We start from the raw sequence: 17,446 nt of genomic DNA on the forward strand, positions 1-17,446 counted from the left end.
GTTCTGCCGGGACTGTCCGGTTCAGCCGCGGAGCATGAGGCCGACCTTCTGGAACTCCTTGAGTTCCCGGTAGCCGGTCTTCGCCATCGCTCGGCGCAGGCCGCCGAAGAGGTTCAGGGTGCCGTACGGGTCGCTGCTCGGGCCGAACAGCAGCTGGTCCAAGTCCGCGCCGGAACCCGCGAAACCGACGATCTCGCTGCGCGGCAGGCTCGGGTGCGCAGCAGCCGAAGTCCAGTAGTAGCCCTGCGCGGGCGCCTCGGCCGACTCCGTGAGCGCCTCGCCGAGCATCACGGCATCCGCACCACAGGCGATCGCCTTGGCGATGTCCCCGGAGTACGAAAGGCCGCCATCGGCGATCACGTGCACGTAGCGACCGCCGGTTTCGTCGAGGTAGTCGCGACGGGCCGCGGCCGCGTCAGCGATCGCGGTGGCCATCGGCACCCCGATGCCCAGCACCTGGGTGGTGGTCGCCGCGCGGGACTGGCCGAAGCCGACGATCACCCCGGCCGCACCGGTGCGCATCAGGTGCATCGCGGTCCGGTAGTCGCCGACCCCACCCGCGATCACCGGCACGTCGAGTTCGGCGATGAACCGCTTCAGGTTCAGCGGCTCGCCGTCGCGGGCCACGTGCTCGGCGGAAATGATGGTGCCCTGCACGACCAGCATCTCGACCCCGGCCGCGAGCACGTCCGGGGTCAGCTCCTCGGCGTGCTGCGGGCTGACCCGAGCGGCCACGGTGACACCGGAGTCCTTGATCTGCTTCAGCGCCGTCGCGAGCAGGTCGAGCCGGATCGGCGCGGCGTGCAACTGCTGCAAGAGCCGGATCGCTGCCTCTGGATCGCTGTTCTCCTCGGCAGCGCGCACCACCTCGAACAGCTTCTCCTCGACGTTCTCGTGCCGCGCCCACAGGCCCTCGGCGTTGAGCACGCCAAGACCGCCGAGCTCGCCGATGCGGACCGCGGTGGCGGGCGAGACGATCGCGTCGGTCGGGTGCGTCACCAGCGGGATGTCGAAGCGGTACGCATCGATCTGCCAGGACAGCGAAACGTCCTTCGACGACCGGGTCCGCCGGGACGGCACGATCTCCACGTCGTCCAAGTCGTAGCCGCGCATGGCCGTCCGGCCCATGCCGATCTCAACCTGATCCCGCACCGTCGGTCCCTCCTCGCCGCACAGCTGTCCAACGAATCATTGTCTCTACGGCATCCGGGTGACGTGCAACGGGGGCATGCCCAACCCTCCGCGGCCGAGCCCCGCGGTCGATTTCGCGGGAGATCAGCGTCAACGCGTGGTGTAGTTCGGAGCCTCGACGGTCATGGTGATGTCGTGCGGGTGGCTCTCCTTGAGCCCCGCTGCGGTGATCCGCACCAACTTCGCGTCCTGCAGCTCCGCGATGGTGGTGGAGCCGGTGTAGCCCATGCCCGAACGCAGCCCGCCGATCAGCTGGTCCACGACCTGCGCCAGCGGTCCGCGGAAGGGCACCCGGCCCTCGATGCCCTCCGGCACCAGCTTGTCCTCGGAGAGCACGTCGTCCTGGAAGTAGCGGTCCTTGGAGTACGACTTGCCCTGGCCCCGCGACTGCATCGCGCCCAGCGAACCCATGCCCCGGTAGACCTTGAACTGCTTGCCGTTGACCAGCACCAGCTGCCCCGGCGACTCGGCGGTCCCGGCCAGCAGGCTGCCCAGCATGACGCTGCTCGCACCGGCCGCGATCGCCTTCGGGATGTCCCCGGAGTACTGGATCCCGCCGTCGCCGATCAGCGGCACGTCCGCCGGGCGGCAGGCCATGCTCGCCTCGTAGATCGCGCTGATCTGCGGCACGCCCACCCCGGCGACCACCCGCGTGGTGCAGATCGAGCCCGGCCCGACGCCGACCTTCACCGCGTCGGCTCCGGCATCGACCAGCGCCTGCGCGCCCGCGCGGGTCGCCACGTTGCCGCCGATGACGTCGACGGAGTTGCCGAGTTCCTTCTTCAAGGTCCCAACGGTGTCCAGCACCGCGCGGGAGTGTCCGTGCGCGGTGTCCACGATGAGCACGTCAACACCCGCGTCCACCAGCGCCATCGCGCGCTCGTGCGAGTCCGCGCCGACTCCGACCGCGGCGCCGCACAGCAGCCGACCGTCCGGGTCCTTGGTGGCGCTGGGGTACTGCTCGGTCTTGACGAAGTCCTTGACGGTGATCAGCCCGCGCAGCTTGCCAGCACCGTCCACGATCGGCAGCTTCTCGATCTTGTTGCGCCGCAGCAGCCCGAGCGCGGCTTCGGCGGTGACGCCGACCTGCGCGGTCACCAGCGGCGCGGCCGTCATCACCTCGCGCACCCGGCGGGTGAAGTCCACCTCGAAGCGCATGTCGCGGTTGGTGATGATGCCGACCAACGTGCCGTCCGGGTCGGTCACCGGCACACCGGAGATGCGGAATCGGGCGCACAGGGCGTCCACTTCGGCGAGGGTGTCGTCCGGCGAGCACGTCACGGGATCGGTGACCATCCCGGCCTCGGAGCGCTTGACCACCTCGACCTGCGCGGCCTGCTCCTCCACCGACAGGTTGCGCTGCAGGATGCCGACGCCGCCCTGCCGGGCCATCGCGATCGCCATCCGCGCTTCGGTCACGGTGTCCATCGCCGCCGACAGCAGCGGCACCCGCAGCCGGATGTTGCGGGAGAGCCGGGTGGACGTGTCGACCCCGCTGGGGATGACATCGGATTCGTCGGGCAGCAGCAGCACGTCGTCGAAGGTCAGACCCAGTGTCGCGAACTTCGAGGGGAGGCCGGGTGCGGTGAGTTCGCTGCTCATGGCGGCGGATGTGCCTTCCTTCACGCTGTGGTCAACAAACCCGCTGAGGCGGATGTCCTCGGCGATCACGTCGTGCAACGCGGCATCTGCTGCGGGGATTCCCTCAATCATAGAGACCACAGGTCAGAGCCCGATTGCCACGTCTGCGCAGGCGTGGGCCACGCCACCACCGAAGCGCCAAACCCGCCCCGACAGCCCCACTCGGTCGACGCAGCCGGTACCGTGCGGGCCGTGCCGCACGATCCGATGCCACCAGACCCGTTCGCGGGTGACCCGGAAGATCCGAGCATGGCACTCGGTGATCACGACGCCGACGACGGACGACCGATCGGCGACGAGGAACGGGCCGAGCTACTCGCCGATCTGACCGATCTCGCCGTCTACCAGGCGCTGCTGGAGCCCCGTGGGATCCGCGGCATAGTGGTGGACTGCGCGGACTGCGGTGAATGCCACTACCACGACTGGGAGCTGTTGCGCGCCAGCCTCGAACAGCTGCTGCACGACGGCCGGATGCGTCCGCACGAGCCAGCCTTCGACCCGAATCCGAGCGATTACGTCACCTGGGAGTACTGCCGCGGTTATGCGGACGGCATGACGGAGCGGGAAAGCACCCGCTGACCCGCGCTTTTCGCGTGAACAGCAGAAGAGGGGTTCCCGGCTCGGGAACCCCTCTTCTGCTACGCAGCGCTCGGGGAGTTCTGGATCAGGGGTTGTTGCTGCTGTGCGGGAAGAGTCCGGAACCCCAGCCGCTGGACGGGTTTTCCGAACTGCCGCTGGTCTCGCTCGGCGAGGTACTGGTCTCCGTCGGCGCCGACGAAGTCGGCGGCACCGACGAGCTGTCCGTCGGGGGTGCCGATTCCGGAGGTTGCGAGGGCGATGGCGAAGTCGTCGGCGTCGGAGTCGGGGAGACCGGCTGCTGCGAGCTCTGCTGGGGGTCGTCCCGATCCATCCGCGCGGTCAGCGAGGCGTGCGCGGCCCGCAGATCGGCCAGCCCGTGCTCGTCGTCAACGCCCCGCATCTGCTCCTGCGCGGAACGCAAGGCCGCCTCGGCGGCGTTTCGGTTGCCCCGCTCGATCGCACCCTCGGCGGTGTTCAGGTCTTCGCGCGCCGAGCTGGCCGCCACCACCGCGCGGGTGTGGTCGGTGTAGAGCACCTGCGCCACGCCCCACAGCATGTCGCCGGGCTGCGCGTCACGAGCGGCCACGCCGACCCCGGTGAAGGTGATCATCAGCACCGCAGCCGCGGTGGCCACCGGCACCAGGTGTCGCCGCTTGAGCCGACGGCGCGGGCGGTTGCCCTCCGCGATCGCCGCAGCGGCGGCGTCCACGTCGACGAGATCACCGATCGGTGCGGCGTCGATGTCCTGCCGCCACGCGATCAGCAGCGCTTCCAGGCTGGGGCGCTCGTCAGCGGTCGAGGCGGCCACGTCCGGGTTGGTGCCGCCGAGCACGTCGAGCAGCTCGTCGTCGGACTGCAGCGCGGTGAGGTCGATCGGTTCTTCGCCGAAGTCGTCGAAGTCGACCAGTTCGTCATCAGCGTCGTCCGAGCGCTGCGGGAAGGCAAGCACTTCGGCACCGCCCGGCTTAGCGGTTGCGGCGTGGGTGGTTTCAGACTCGGCCGAGTCGGAATCCCGGTGGTTGTCGCTCAGTTCCGTTCCCTCGTCCGCGGAACCCGCTGCGGGAGTCGAGTCCCGCTCGTCCGCACTCTTCGAACGGTCCTCCTGCTGGCCGGACTCGACAGGGTCGTGTCCCGCCTGCTCCCCGTCGGGCCCCTTCCGCTCAGCCATTCAGACCACCTCCTCCGCGGACAGCGTCTTTCGCAGCCGGGCCAACGCGCGGTGTTGTGCCACGCGCACCGCGCCCGGCGTCGAACCGACCGCTTCGGCGGTTTCCTCCGCCGACAACCCGACGACCACCCGGAGCAGCAGAATCTCCCGCTGCTTGGCCGGAAGGACGCGAAGTAGTTGCGCCATCCTGCCCGAAAGCTCACCCTGCATAGCGCGCTGCTCCGGTCCAGCATCGGATTCCGGGGTGTCCGGAACGTCCGCGACCGGTTCGGAGCGGTTGCGAGCCAACGCACGGTGGGCATCAGCCACCTTGTGCGCGGCGATGCCGTACACGAACGCCAGGAACGGACGACCCTGGTCCTTGTAAGAGGGCAGCGCGGTCAGCACCGCGAGGCACACTTCCTGGGCCACGTCGTCCGCCGAAGCGAACGACCTCTCGTTTCGTCCGACTCTGGCGCGGCAGTACCGCACCACCAAAGGACGGATTTCGGCCAGCAAGCGCTCGATCGACTGACGATCGCCGTCGACGGCGGCGCTTACAAGAGCGTCCAGCCCGTCCCCCACGTTGGTCATCGCAGACAGCAGCCCTGGTGTTACGCGTTCAAGCGATTCGAATTTGCCTGGCGGAAATCGCGTGCGCCGCACGCCGCGCCGAGCTCACCGTACCGGGCAAGGGACGGTCGTTGAACAGGGAGTGGGGTTCGGGGGCCGTCATCGTCACACATTCACATCTACCAGACGCCGGGGCCGGTGGCGTTTGTCCAGGCCACCGGGATCTTGGTGGATCGCGAATGAAGATCGGAGACGATCTTCACACGTGTTGTGCGGCGAGGCGGAGAGGCAGCCCCGGAAGCATGCGCCGGTTCTGTGCAGACCGACTGAGACCGATTCGCCCGATCAGCGACGCTGTGGCTCGCACCACACCGAAGTGGTGCGAGCCACAGCCGCTTTCGCAACGTCAGCTCGCTGGAAGCCAACGCCCTCGTCGAGCACCGGCGGCTCGGCAACACCGCCAGTGCGCTCCGATCACGCGACGAGGCCGCGGCGGAATCCGTGCGCCACCGCCTGCGCACGGTCGCGCACGCCCAGCTTCCGGAACAGTCGGCGCGCATGGGTCTTGACCGTGTCCTCCGAGAGGTAGAGCTCCCGGCCGATCTGCCCGTTGCTCTTGCCCTGGCTCATACCCCGGAGCACTTGGAGCTCGCGCTCGGTCAGCTGCACGCCGGGGTCCGACGGCTGCCGGGGCGCGGGCACCGAGGTGCTCGCCAGCGTGTGCGCCAAGGCCGCCACCAACTCCGGCCGGGACGCGTCCCAGCGGAGGTAGCCGCGAGCGCCGCCAGCGATCGCCGCGGCGATGCTGGCCGCGTCGTCCGGCGCACCGAACACGATCACGTTCGCTTGCGGATGAGCCGAGACGAGCCGTCGAGTGGCCTCCACGCCGTTGGGTACGGCGCGCTGGGTACCGACCAGCACGACGTCCACGGCCTGCCGCGAGAAGCGGGCCAACAGCTCGTCACCGTGCGCAACGCAATCTATCCGGCTCACTCCGGGAACAGCAGACATCACACGAGTGAGCCCTTCCCGGACGCTACGTCGGTCATCGCAGATCAGGACCGTCGTCACGGGAACTCCTTCCTGCAGGCGAGTGACGTTCCACCTCCCCTATCGGACGCAGTCGCCAAAACCTTGACACGATCCGGTGCTTAATCCGTCAAGAAATTTTGCGCCGCCCCCGTTGGGGTCGGGTTCACCGGAACGGAGCAACGGGTCGACCGCTACCCCGTGAAGTCGCCAATCACCCGCCATACCTGCGGTATTCACCCGATTGCACTCGGTTGTGACCGCATCTTCGCCCGTCCGCACGAACGTTGTCACTCTACCCGCAGATTCTGACTGTGATTTAAGACACAGTAGGGGTAAATCAGCCCAAAACGGTCTCGGAAACACGGGCCACAGCGGTTTCGAACGACCCCAGCAGTTCCACGTGCGCGGGCAGCGCCTCCTGCGCCCACCCGGCACCCGCGACGAACGCTCGGGCGCGCTGCCGGGTGATCGGGATGTCCTCCAGCACCCGCGGCGAGGCGTAATGCGATTGGTCCGACCACAGCACCACGGCAGCGGGTGCGGAGCGGCGCACCGCCGCTGCCAGCCCTTCGCGCGGCAGCGCGGCGCCGAACAGCCGGTGTCCGACGCGGTTGGCCGCCAAGGCCGCGGCGAGCGCCACGAGTTCGAGCTCCTGCGCCTCACCTGGCACTGGCGCGAGCACCACCGGGCGCGGATTGACCGGGGACGGCGCGTTCGCGATCACCGACCGCAGCGCGGTGGAGGCGCAGTCGACCAACAACTGCAGCACTTCGATGCCGGAGCCGGACCGCTGCCGTCGTTCGTTTACCGCGCGCAGCACCGGCTGCAGCATGCTGTTCCAGGTCTCGACAACACCCTCGGAGTCCAGCGCCTCGATCAACAGCCGTTGCACGGACCAGGAGTCCAGCGCGAGCGCCGCCCGCCCCAGCCCGCGCGTGCGCGGACCGGCGCCAGCGACCTTGAGCCCGCGCCCGCCGGTGTTGGCGCCGCCGACCAACTTGAAGTCGCCCGCGCCGTCGAGCACACCGGACAACATCATCGGGCCGTCACCGGAGCCATCGGCCTGCGGCGGCTCGGCCGCGTCGGGGTACCGCTGCGGCAGCGGAGCGGCGACGGTGCGCGCGTAGCGGGCGGCTTCGGCCGGTGAAGCGCCGCGCAGCAGTGCGCGCTGCATCTGTTCCAGTCGCGCGATGTCGTCCGGGCCGTACCGGCGGTGTCGGCCGCTGGTGTGATCGCTGGGGCCAAGCCCGTACCTGCGGTCCCAGGTGCGCAGCGTGGCGGGCGCCACACCGAGTCGTCGGGCCACCGCGGCAACGCTGAGCCTCGGTTGATCGTCCGACGCAGCGCCATCGGGGTTGTCGACCGGCCCCGAATCGTCGATCGAGCTGGGGCTGTCCTGTCCGCGCACAGGTTCCGGCCGCGTCGTCACGCGGGACATGTTCCGGTTCTGGCCCCTGGAGAGCAAGCCGGTCACGGCGTCGATCTTGAAAACAAAAAGATCACTCCAATGATGAACAGCTTTTGACCCGATAAGGGTTGAACAAGTTTTGGCGCGGTTTTACGGTTGGATCATGCGAGTCTGCGGCGGCCCGCCGCAGCAGGGAGGGGATCCACCGGTGGGAGGTGGTTGTCGCAATGGCGGACACTCGACGTCTTCCAGGTCCGAACGCCGATATCTGGGATTGGCAGATACGGGGCTCTTGTCGAGGCATGGACAGCGCGTACTTCTTTCATCCGGACGGCGAACGGGGCCCAGCACGGGCCCGGCGCGAGTCCAAGGCGAAAGAGGTGTGCCAGCACTGTCCGGTAATCGCGCAGTGCCGCACGCACGCGCTCGCGGTGCAGGAGCCGTATGGCATCTGGGGCGGGCTGTCGGAGTCGGAGCGCGAAGTGATCATCAAGGCGCGCAAGCGACAGCAGTTGGCTGCTGCAGCCAGCTGATGCGCCTGCGTCGGCTGCTGCGGTTCTAGCCGTGGTCGGCCGCCGGAGTCGAATGGCTACGAGGGGCGTCATTCGGCTCCGGACAGGACGAAGACAGATCGGGGCGGCACCCGGAAAAAGGGGTGCCGCCCCGATCTCGTCGTGCTGCGGTCGGGCAGCGTCAGGCGAAGCTCAGTGGCCGTGCCCGTGGCCGTGGCCGTGCCCGGCCGCTTCCGGCTGCTCCTCCGGCTTGTCCACGACCGCGCTCTCGGTGGTGATCACCATGCGGGCGATGGAGGCCGCGTTGGCGACCGCGGAGCGGGTCACCTTCAGCGGGTCCACGATGCCCGCCTGGACCAGGTCGCCGTACTCGTCGGTGGCCGCGTTGTAGCCCGCGCCCCAGTCCAGGTCGCGGACCTTGGACACCACGACGGCGCCCTCCTGACCAGCGTTGCTGGCGATCCAGAACAGCGGTGCGTCCAGCGCGCGGCGCACCAGCTGCACGCCGGTGGCTTCGTCACCGGTGAGGCCGAGGTTGTCGGCCAACGCCTTGGCGGCGTGGATCAGGCTGGATCCACCGCCGGGCACGCTGCCCTCCTCGGCGGCTGCCTTGGCGGCGGCGACCGCGTCCTCGATGCGCGACTTGCGCTCCTTGAGCTCGGTCTCGGTGGCCGCCCCGACCTTGATCACCGCGACGCCGCCAGCCAGCTTGGCCAGCCGCTCCTGCAGCTTCTCGCGGTCCCAGTCGGAGTCGGTGGCCTCGATCTCCTTGCGGATCTGCTCGGCGCGGTCCTTGACCTCGTCGGCCTTGCCGCGGCCGTCCACAATGGTCGTGGTGTCCTTGGTCACGGTGACCCGGCGAGCGGCGCCGAGCACCTCCGGACCGACCTCGGAGAGCTTGAGGCCGAGCTCGGGGGCGATCACCTGGGCGCCGGTGGCGACCGCGAGGTCGTCCAGGAACGCCTTGCGGCGGTCGCCGAAGAACGGGGCCTTGACCGCGACGACCTTCAGCGTCTTGCGGATCGCGTTGACCGCCAGGGTGGACAGCGCCTCGCCCTCGACGTCCTCGGCCACGATCAGCAGCGGCTTGCCGTTCTGCGCGATCTTCTCCAGCAGCGGCAGCAGTTCCTGCAGGTTGGAGATCTTCTCCCGGTGCAGCAGGATCTGGCCGTCTTCCAGCACCGCCTCCTGCCGCTCCGCGTCGGTGACGAAGTGCGGGGAGATGAAGCCCTTGTCGAACTGGACGCCTTCGGTGATCTCCAGCTCGGTGGCCAGCGTCGAGGACTCCTCGATGCTGATCACGCCGTCCTCGCCGACCTTCTCCATCGCCTCGCCGACCAGCGCGCCGATGGCCTCGTCCCGGGACGAGACGGTGGCGATCTGGGCGATGTTGTCGCGGCCCTTGACCGGGGTGGCCTTGGCCTTGAGGGCCTCCACCACGGCGTCGGTGGCCGCCTGGACGCCCTTGTTCAGCGCCGCCGGGTTGGCGCCCGCCGCCAGGTTGCGCAGGCCCTCGCGGACCAGCGCCTGGGCGAGCACGGTGGCGGTGGTGGTGCCGTCACCGGCGACGTCGTTGGTCTTCGTCGCGACGTTCTTGGCGAGCTGGGCGCCCAGGTTCTCGAACGGGTCGCTCAGCTCGATCTCACGGGCGATGGTCACGCCGTCGTTGGTGACCTGCGGCCCGCCGAACTGCTTGTCCAGCACGACGTGGCGGCCGCGCGGTCCGAGGGTGACCTTCACCGCGTCGGCGAGCTGGTTGACGCCGCTTTCCAGCGCGCGGCGCGCCTGCTCGTCGAAGGTGATCTGCTTAGCCATGGTTCCAACAGCCCTTCATGGATGCCTGATCTTCTGGGGCGCTTCGGCCCCGAACGTGCGACCGCCCCGGAGGTCCCGCGGTCGGGACCGCCGGGGCGGCACTGCTCGCGTGGTCTGACGTCAGTTGACGACGGCCAGCACGTCGCGGGCGGAGAGGATCAGGTACTCCTCGCCGTTGTACTTGACCTCGGTGCCGCCGTACTTGGAGTAGATGACGACGTCGCCTTCCTTGACATCCACCGGGATGCGGTTGCCCTTGTCGTCGACGCGACCCGGGCCGACGGCCAGAACCTTGCCCTCCTGGGGCTTTTCCTTGGCGGTGTCCGGGATCACGATGCCGGACGCAGTCGTCGTCTCGGCCTCGCTCGCCTGGACCACGATCTTGTCCTCAAGCGGCTTGATGCTCGCCACGGTGTGACCTCCACCTTCTGGGGCCTTCGAAGCGTTGTCTGGGAAAAGACGGCTCCGTGGCTCCCCGCCGTCGCGGGTGCCGGGGCGCTCCGGTGCCGTTCTGCTAGCACTCTACCCACGAGAGTGCCAACGCTCAACAACCACCCGCATCCCCCGAATGTCGGAGTGTCGGCAAGCGACGGTCAACCAGCCAGAGCAGCTCAATCCATCAACTCATCCAACCGGATGCGCACCGGGAACGGCACCTCCGCGACGAATTCCCTCGTGATGTCCCCGGGATCTTGATATCCGAACGGTTCGGCGAGGTGGCAAGCGAGCAATGACACCGGCTCGTCGAGGTCGACGATCCAGTAGTGCGGAATTCCGGCGTCGGCGTACTCGGTGCGCTTGATGGCGTGATCGGTACGCCGAGAACCAGGTGAGACGACCTCAATGACGAGCGCGACTTCGCTCGCCCGCAGGAGGCCGCCCTCCTGACGCACCCTCTTCGCGGCGGTCTGCTCAACGACGACCAGGTCCGGACGACGCGAGAATCCCGGCTTGCCCGGCGGCGCGAGCTCAAGGTCGATGTCCACGTCCGGGATGGCCTTGAAGCCAGGCGGGACCTGCCCAGCGAACTGCAAGATCAAGTTTGCGATCACGATCATGCGATCCGGCGCTGGGCTCGGCGACACGACCAGGTTTCCCTCTTGGAGTTCGTAGCGGTGGCGATCGTCCTCGCCGAGCTGGGCGTATTCCGCGACCGTCAACTGTCTCCGCGGCAACGGATCCGGGGATGACGGGTTCGGTACGGCAGTCATTGCGAGTCCTCACTACGCCGAATGCGGCAATTACCGATCGTAGCCAAGCGAACTCCCCGCGCCGCGCTGGGCCCGCCACCTGGAGTGTTGTCACAGACGATCAGCTGTGCGTGATCTTCGCAGGTAGATCGGCATGCGGGAAATGTCACCAATGCCACGAGGTGGTTTACGCCAAAGCCGTTCGGTGCCCTAGGTTGCCAGGCATGCCAGCCCTCTCGAAACCCGCGAACCGGCCGTGGGAGCGCCGCCCCCGACCAGCGCGGCCCCCCGGCCCGTCCGGCCCCCCGACCCGGTCGAGCTGGCGTCCGAAGTGACGCCGTCGCCACCGCCGGTTGCTCACTGCTCCGGCTGGTGGCGGTAGAGCTCGGCATAACGCTGCGCCCGTTCGGCACGCTCGGCGGCCTGCGCCTCCTCGCGCACCGCCTTGCCGGTGCCCAGCGGGTAGCCGTGCTTGGTCAGCCGGTACTCGCTGGTGTGCTCCAGGTACGACAGCGAGTACCAAAGCGCCAGGATCACCCCGCCCAGCACGGCCAGCGCCGGGATCCACAGCGGTCCGGGCAGCAGCAGGAACAGCAGTCCTGGCGAGATCTGGACCAGGCTGCGGGCGAGGTGCCGCAGCACCCAGGTGCGGCAGGTGACGTCGTGCAGCACCCACTCCCGGCAGCGCTGTGGGAGTCGTCCACCGAAGGCGTACCAGATCCACTGCGCCGGATTGGGCCGGATCAGTCGAGCGTCCGCCACGTCCCCTCCTTCATCGAAGGTGCCGAGAACACCGATATGCTAATCCTTAGCACGCTAATCATTAGCGTGATAGTCGGCACCCCGGTTGGAAGGAGACCAGATGGGCTCGATCGATCTCGGCGAGGACCCGCTCGCCCTCGATCGCCAGGTGTGCTTCGCCCTGTCCGTCGCCTCGCGCAACGTCATTTCCCTCTACCGGCCGCTGCTCGCGCCGCTCGACCTGACGCACCCGCAATACCTCGTGATGCTCGCGCTCTGGGAGCAGTCGCCGAGATCGGTGAAGGACCTGTGCAGCACCCTGCAGGCCGACCCGGCCACGCTGTCGCCACTGCTCAAGCGCTTGGAGGCGATCGGCTACCTGGATCGACGGCGCAGCGCCGCGGACGAGCGACTGCTCGCGGTGGAGTTGACCGACCAGGGCCGGGAACTGCGAGCGGAAGCCGAGAAGATCCCGTACCGCGTCGTCGAACTGCTCGGCATGCAGGTCGCCGAATTGGAGCAGCTCAACGCCGCGCTGAGCCAGGTGATCACGGCGACCCGCCGAGTCCTCGACGCCGGGTGACGCGCGGAAGCTGTTCGACTGCACCACCAAGACCGACGCCGCCAGGGGGCAGCGGCTCGTGTCGACGGTGCTCGTGCCCAACTCGCCGCACACCCGGAGCAAATGCGCATCTCCGCTGACGAATGCGACATCCGTCCCCAGCACCGCCGCGCTGGCGCAGTGCACGGCGTCGTATCCGCGGTCATCTCAACAGTCCTGGCTTCCGGTGAAATCTAGATTGTATTGCTGACTAGATTGCTCTACGGTTTAGATCGTCCCGAAGACATGCCAGCCGGGATCCGCGAAGCCGGGGGTCTCGAACCCGGAGCTGGCTTGTCATCGGACCTAGACCGTTCCGCTACCTAGCGGCCGGAGAGGATGGGGCCATGGCTACCGATCGGCGCGCGAGCTGGCTCAAGGGCGTACTGGACCTGCTGGTGCTCGCGAGCCTCACCGACGGCGAGAGCTACGGCTACGAGATCGCCAAGACCCTGGCCGGTACGGGCCTCGGGCAGATCCGCGGCGGCACCTTGTACCCCGTCCTCAACCGGCTGGAGGAAGCGGGCCTGGTGGCGGCCGAGTTCCGGGTTTCCGAGCGAGGCCCCGGCCGCCGCTACTACCGCCTCACCGAGCAAGGCCGCACGACGCTCGCCGAACAGGCCGGGGCGTGGCTGGCCTTCGACGAGGCCGTCCGAGCCGTGCTGACCAAGGGAGTCAACAGATGACCTACTTCGACGAACTCACCGAGCGGTTACGCAGCGGCGGCGTTCCCGAGGAACAGGTGACCGCGACGATCGACGAACTCGCCGGGCACCTCGCCGAGACCGGGGCCGATCCGGAGGCCGAATTCGGCCCGGTCGACGAATTCGCCGCGCAATTGGCGGAATCGCGCGGCGATGCCGCCCAACCCGACCCGACAGCCACCACCTGGCGCTGGATCGCCGACGCCTTCGTCGAATTGGACCACCTGGCGACCTTCGGTGCGCAGGGCTGGGAAGTGACGCACGTCGACAGGACCGGCCACTTCGTCTCCCGCCGCGATCCCGAACGCCCGCAGCGCTGGGAGTACCGCAGGGAAGTCACCCTCCGGAACCAGGCCGGGGTTGTCGAGCGACTCAGCCCGGACGGCTGGGAGCTGTGCGGCGCGTGGGGCCCCTTCCACTACTTCAAACGCCCGGTGGCCGCGAGCATCGGTCCGGCCGCTGAACTCAGCACGCCACCGGAAATGCCGCAGCGGAGCAACTTCCTGAGCAAGAAGTTCTGGCTGTTCTGCGGCGCACTGTTCGCGGGTTTGCTGGTGCTGCAGGTGCCTGCCGTGCTGATCAACGGGAGCTTCGCCGTCCTGCTGACCATCCCGATCGGCATGGTGGTCGGCGGCGCGCTGGGGGTGGGCATTTCCTGGGCCACCCAGCGAAAGGCGCGCGGCACCGACCTCTGACCCCTCGCCGAGCCTGGTACGCCGCCGCACTGCTCCGGCCGCCGCACCGTCGATTCCGCCGAACCGCCGTCCGGTGTTGCGGCTGCGGAGCCATTTCGCCGGGAATTCACCAAGTTCTCCCCTCTCGTCGGTATTTTCTGGCGTTCGATCACGAAACGGTCGAGTCCCGGAAGAGTCCGCACGACACTTGGAGGACTTGCGATGCCCGATTCGCCCATCCCGTTATCCGGCCGGGTCAGCCGACGCGCCGTGCTGCTCGGCGGAGCCGCCGCACTCGGCGCGACCGCGCTCGGCGGGTCCGCGTTGGCCAACGCTCTTTCGCTGCCCGGCGCGGGCACCGGCCGCCGCCTCGCCGACCCGTTCACCCTGGGCGTCGCCTCCGGTGACCCGCTGCCGGACGGCGTCGTGCTGTGGACCCGGCTGGCGCCGGAGCCGACCGCCGACGACGGCCTCGGCGGCATGCCCGACCGGGTCGTGCCGGTGCAGTGGGAGGTCGCCGAGGACGAGCAGTTCAGCACGATCGTGCAGAGCGGCGAAGCGGATGCCGCGCCGGACCTCGGGCACAGCGTGCACGTCGAGCTCGCCGGGTTGCAGCCGGGCGCGGAGTACTACTACCGCTTCCGCGCCGAAGGCTCGATCTCGCCGGTCGGCCGCACCCGCACCGCGCCCGCGCCGGATGCGCTCGGCGAGTTGACCATGTGCTTCGCCTCCTGCTCGCACTTCGGCGAGGGCTACTTCACCGCTTACCGCCGGATGGCCGAGGACAACCCGCACCTGATCCTGCACCTCGGCGACTACCAGTACGAGTACGCGGCCAAGGACAGCGATGTGCGCGAGGTGCTGGGTCCGGAGACCCGCACGCTGGCCAACTACCGGCAGCGGCACGGGCAGTACAAGACCGACCCGGACCTGCAGCTCGCGCACGCCACCGCGCCGTGGCTGGTCGTGTGGGACGACCACGAGACCGAGAACAACTGGGCCGACGAAACGCCGGAGCAGCCCGACGACGGTTTCCTGGACCGCCGCGAGGCGGCCTTCCAGGCGTACTACGAGAACATGCCGTTGCGCAGCGGTGCCAAGCCGTCCGGCATCGATCTGCAGCTCTACCGCCGGATCCGCTGGGGTTCGCTGGTCAACTTCCACATGCTCGACACCCGCCAGTACCGCAGCGACCAGGCATGCGGCGACGGGGTGCAGTCCGGTTGCACCGACCGCGAGGACCCGAACCGGTCGATCACCGGTACCGAGCAGGAGCAGTGGATCATCGACGGGTTCAACAGCACCACCGCGCGCTGGGACGTGCTGGGCCAGCAGGTGTTCTTCTCCAAGATCGACCTGACGCCCGGTGCCGAAGAGGGCTACAACATGGACGCTTGGGACGGCTACGTGGCCAACCGCGACCGGATCGCCGGTGCGCTGGCCGACAGCGCGGTCCGCAACGGCGTCGTGCTCACCGGCGACGTGCACCGGCACTGGGCCGCGGAGATCAAGCGCACCCACGACGATCCGGAATCGCCCGCCGTCGGAACCGAATTCATCACCACTTCGGTCACCAGCGGTGGGGATGGCAACGACGACGGCAACGAGGACGTGCTCGCGGAGAACCCGCACGTGAAGTTCCACGCCAACCGGCGCGGCTACGTGCGGACCACGTTCACCGAGACCGAACTGCGCGCCGACTACCGCGTCCTGCCGTATGTGTCCAGACAGGACGCTCCGGCAGAGACCGCGCAGTCGTTCGTCGTCGAAGACGGCAGCCCGGTGCTCAACCCGGTCTAGGGATCATCGGTCGGTGTGGGCGGTGCTGATCGCGCATCGTCACCGCTCACGCCGACCCACCGCGGCGGCCGTCACCGCATTCACTGGAAATGCGCCCCCTTCAGGTCAACCCGCTCGTTCCGCAGCGCGCCGCCGATCCGCGTGCTGGGATGCTGCTCCCAGTTCGGCACGAGAGGATGGTCAACCGTGCATGAATCGGAGCACACCGGCCTCGACCGGGAATTCGACGCACTTCCTTTCACCGACCGCTGCCAAACGCTGTGGGACCAGGGCGATCATGTGCTGATCGGCGTGAGTCCGGGAAACAGCTACTTCAGCGCGGAGCGGCTGGCCGATCTGATGTCCTGGCTCGCCAAGTACTTCTCCGCCATCGACATCGTGTACGCGGACCTGCACCTGGACACCGCGATCCACGCCTTGGGCTACTCCCCGGACCACGCGCGGAAGCGTGCCCACAAAGAGCTGCAAGGCGTTCGGAGACGAATTCGCCGAGCCCTGGAAAACGCCAGAACCGGGGACCGCAGAACACGCGTCTCGGCGCTTTCGGAATTCCGCTCCAACTCCGTTTACCGAGCCCTGCACGCGAGGCTCGAACACGCTGCTCGCACCGACCCGCTGCTGCACCGGACCTGCGAGGACATGGTGTTGAACGTCCTGCTCGGACGGCTTCCGGAGACCGCCTCGGTGACGCCCGAGCAGCGCCGCGCGGGGCTGGTCTACCTGCTCGCCGAACTGCCGTTCTTCATCGACACCCCGGCTGTTCTCGGGGTGCGTTCCTCGGTGGCCTGCCACCACCTGCTCATGCCGTTGACCGGTATTCTCTACTCCGGCGCGGCATCGATCCGAGCGGCTCGGAACCAGGCTTGCGCGGTGGTCCGCCCGTTGACCATTCCACAGCCCAGGTCCGCCGCTTACGGCGAACTCGCCGCGGAGCCGATCCGGGAAGCCGCCGAGCGGAACTCCCCGTGACGATCTAGTCTCCGCTGCGGCGCCCGAGTCGTACCGAAAAGCGTTCCGGGACAACCGGATCAGCTCCACACGTTGTACATTGAGGACGTTTGGCTGCTCGGGTCCTCGGCGGGCAATACGCCACGCTGGGCGCGGCGGGAACCGCGTTCGCCGCAGGCGATGGCACACTTGCCTGGTGCGCGGACTATGGGTGGGGCTGGCGGCGCTGGCCGCGTTCGGGGTGCTCGTGGCGCTGCCGTCGGGATGGGCGTTGGTGCGCAGCGCCCGTCGCATCCGCACCGTGCTCGACGTGCCCGCGACCGAGGTGGCGCTGGTGCTGGGCGCGGGCGTGCGCTGGGACGGCAAGCCGAGCCTGATCCTGCGGGGACGGCTGGAAGTGGCGCGCGTGTTGTTCGAGGCGGGCAAGGTCCGGCGGATCATCGTCAGCGGCAGCCCCGAGTCGCGCGGGCACAGCGAACCCGTGGTGATGCGGCATCACCTTTTGTCCCACGGAGTTCCGGCTTCCGCGATCGAGCTGGACGAGTCCGGTGTGGACACTTGGTCGTCCTGCCGCCGTGCGGCCGAGGACTTCGGACTGCGCGAGATCACCGTGGTGACCACGCTTTTCCACCTGCGTCGTGCCGTGGCGCTGTGCCGCCGAGCGGGCATCGACGCCTACGGCGTCGGCCACGACGCGGCGGCCGACGGCCTGCACCGGGTGGCCGCCCGCGGTGCCCGCCGCGAATTCCTCGCCACCACCAAAGCGTTCTGGTGGCGCCGCTGACCACCAACAGGTGATGAGTGAAGGGCACTTTGACCGGCTTACTCGGTCGAAGGTGCCCTTCACGCTGACCCGGTCACTGGTGGTGATGGTGCAGTTACGTAGCGAA

18 protein-coding genes are annotated in these 17,446 nt (G+C 68.5%); 8 read left to right on the forward strand and 10 right to left on the reverse strand.

What is annotated here, in order from left to right; genetic code table 11:
• Positions 1-21: 21 nt before the first annotated feature.
• Both MOQ72_RS18475 and guaB read right to left on the reverse strand, forming a co-directional pair.
• Positions 22-1,152 carry a GuaB3 family IMP dehydrogenase-related protein gene (locus MOQ72_RS18475; RefSeq protein ID WP_242185025.1) on the reverse strand — a complete coding sequence of 377 codons (1,131 nt, stop codon included), beginning with the start codon at positions 1,150-1,152 and terminating at the stop codon, positions 22-24.
• Positions 1,153-1,281: 129 nt separating this feature from the next.
• Positions 1,282-2,793, reverse strand: coding sequence for an IMP dehydrogenase (gene guaB, locus MOQ72_RS18480; RefSeq protein WP_242185078.1), 1,512 nt, complete (start codon positions 2,791-2,793; stop codon positions 1,282-1,284).
• Positions 2,794-3,039: 246 nt separating this feature from the next.
• Here guaB and MOQ72_RS18485 point away from each other — a divergent pair, with 246 nt between their 5' ends.
• Positions 3,040-3,411 carry a DUF5319 domain-containing protein gene (locus MOQ72_RS18485; RefSeq protein ID WP_242185079.1) on the forward strand — a complete coding sequence of 124 codons (372 nt, stop codon included), beginning with the start codon at positions 3,040-3,042 and terminating at the stop codon, positions 3,409-3,411.
• Positions 3,412-3,496: 85 nt separating this feature from the next.
• Here the strand turns inward: MOQ72_RS18485 and MOQ72_RS18490 are convergent, their stop codons facing one another.
• The 4 genes from MOQ72_RS18490 to MOQ72_RS18505 form a co-directional block, all read right to left on the reverse strand.
• Positions 3,497-4,579, reverse strand: coding sequence for an anti-sigma-D factor RsdA (locus MOQ72_RS18490; protein ID WP_242185027.1), 1,083 nt, complete (start codon positions 4,577-4,579; stop codon positions 3,497-3,499).
• Positions 4,580-5,152 (reverse strand): sigma-70 family RNA polymerase sigma factor, encoded by a 573-nt coding sequence (locus MOQ72_RS18495; RefSeq protein WP_242185029.1) that lies wholly within the window; start codon positions 5,150-5,152, stop codon positions 4,580-4,582.
• Between the two features lie 453 nt (positions 5,153-5,605).
• Entirely contained in the window at positions 5,606-6,202 is a 597-nt protein-coding gene (locus MOQ72_RS18500) for a response regulator transcription factor (RefSeq protein WP_029536209.1), read from the reverse strand.
• Between the two features lie 298 nt (positions 6,203-6,500).
• On the reverse strand, positions 6,501-7,601 hold the full coding sequence (locus MOQ72_RS18505) for a MerR family transcriptional regulator (RefSeq protein WP_242185080.1): 1,101 nt from the start codon (positions 7,599-7,601) through the stop codon (positions 6,501-6,503).
• Positions 7,602-7,798: 197 nt separating this feature from the next.
• Here MOQ72_RS18505 and MOQ72_RS18510 point away from each other — a divergent pair, with 197 nt between their 5' ends.
• The gene (locus MOQ72_RS18510; RefSeq protein ID WP_242185032.1) at positions 7,799-8,104 is read left to right on the forward strand and encodes a WhiB family transcriptional regulator; all 306 of its coding nucleotides are present in this window, start codon (positions 7,799-7,801) and stop codon (positions 8,102-8,104) included.
• Positions 8,105-8,275: 171 nt separating this feature from the next.
• On the opposite strand, the gene groL is transcribed toward MOQ72_RS18510, so the two are convergent.
• The 4 genes from groL to MOQ72_RS18530 all read right to left on the reverse strand — a co-directional run bounded on the left by groL (position 8,276) and on the right by MOQ72_RS18530 (position 11,850).
• Complete coding sequence (groL, locus tag MOQ72_RS18515; protein ID WP_242185034.1) at positions 8,276-9,898, reverse strand: chaperonin GroEL; 1,623 nt, start codon at positions 9,896-9,898, stop codon at positions 8,276-8,278.
• A 120-nt stretch (positions 9,899-10,018) separates the two neighbouring features.
• On the reverse strand, positions 10,019-10,309 hold the full coding sequence (groES, locus tag MOQ72_RS18520; protein ID WP_010316109.1) for a co-chaperone GroES: 291 nt from the start codon (positions 10,307-10,309) through the stop codon (positions 10,019-10,021).
• 200 nt (positions 10,310-10,509) lie between these two features.
• The gene (locus MOQ72_RS18525; RefSeq protein WP_242185036.1) at positions 10,510-11,109 is read right to left on the reverse strand and encodes a Uma2 family endonuclease; all 600 of its coding nucleotides are present in this window, start codon (positions 11,107-11,109) and stop codon (positions 10,510-10,512) included.
• 336 nt (positions 11,110-11,445) lie between these two features.
• Complete coding sequence (locus MOQ72_RS18530) at positions 11,446-11,850, reverse strand: DUF5313 family protein (protein WP_242185037.1); 405 nt, start codon at positions 11,848-11,850, stop codon at positions 11,446-11,448.
• A 100-nt stretch (positions 11,851-11,950) separates the two neighbouring features.
• Here MOQ72_RS18530 and MOQ72_RS18535 point away from each other — a divergent pair, with 100 nt between their 5' ends.
• From MOQ72_RS18535 to MOQ72_RS18560, 6 genes are all read left to right on the forward strand, one after another.
• Positions 11,951-12,412 (forward strand): MarR family winged helix-turn-helix transcriptional regulator, encoded by a 462-nt coding sequence (locus MOQ72_RS18535; protein ID WP_242185039.1) that lies wholly within the window; start codon positions 11,951-11,953, stop codon positions 12,410-12,412.
• A gap of 365 nt (positions 12,413-12,777) precedes the next feature.
• A complete protein-coding gene (locus MOQ72_RS18540) occupies positions 12,778-13,116 on the forward strand; it encodes a PadR family transcriptional regulator (RefSeq protein ID WP_242185040.1) in 339 nt (112 codons plus the stop codon).
• Complete coding sequence (locus tag MOQ72_RS18545; protein ID WP_242185041.1) at positions 13,113-13,829, forward strand: DUF2812 domain-containing protein; 717 nt, start codon at positions 13,113-13,115, stop codon at positions 13,827-13,829. The genes MOQ72_RS18540 and MOQ72_RS18545 overlap by 4 nt, the downstream gene beginning before the upstream one ends.
• Positions 13,830-14,030: 201 nt before the next feature.
• A complete protein-coding gene (locus MOQ72_RS18550; RefSeq protein WP_242185042.1) occupies positions 14,031-15,608 on the forward strand; it encodes an alkaline phosphatase D family protein in 1,578 nt (525 codons plus the stop codon).
• Between the two features lie 186 nt (positions 15,609-15,794).
• Positions 15,795-16,577, forward strand: a complete 783-nt coding sequence (locus tag MOQ72_RS18555; RefSeq protein ID WP_242185043.1) for a tRNA-dependent cyclodipeptide synthase — start codon at positions 15,795-15,797, stop codon at positions 16,575-16,577.
• Positions 16,578-16,752: 175 nt separating this feature from the next.
• Positions 16,753-17,340, forward strand: coding sequence for a SanA/YdcF family protein (locus tag MOQ72_RS18560; RefSeq protein WP_242185044.1), 588 nt, complete (start codon positions 16,753-16,755; stop codon positions 17,338-17,340).
• The last annotated feature ends 106 nt before the right edge of the window (positions 17,341-17,446 follow it).

Source organism: Saccharopolyspora soli (genome assembly GCF_022678645.1).
Taxonomy (GTDB): domain Bacteria; phylum Actinomycetota; class Actinomycetes; order Mycobacteriales; family Pseudonocardiaceae; genus Saccharopolyspora; species Saccharopolyspora soli.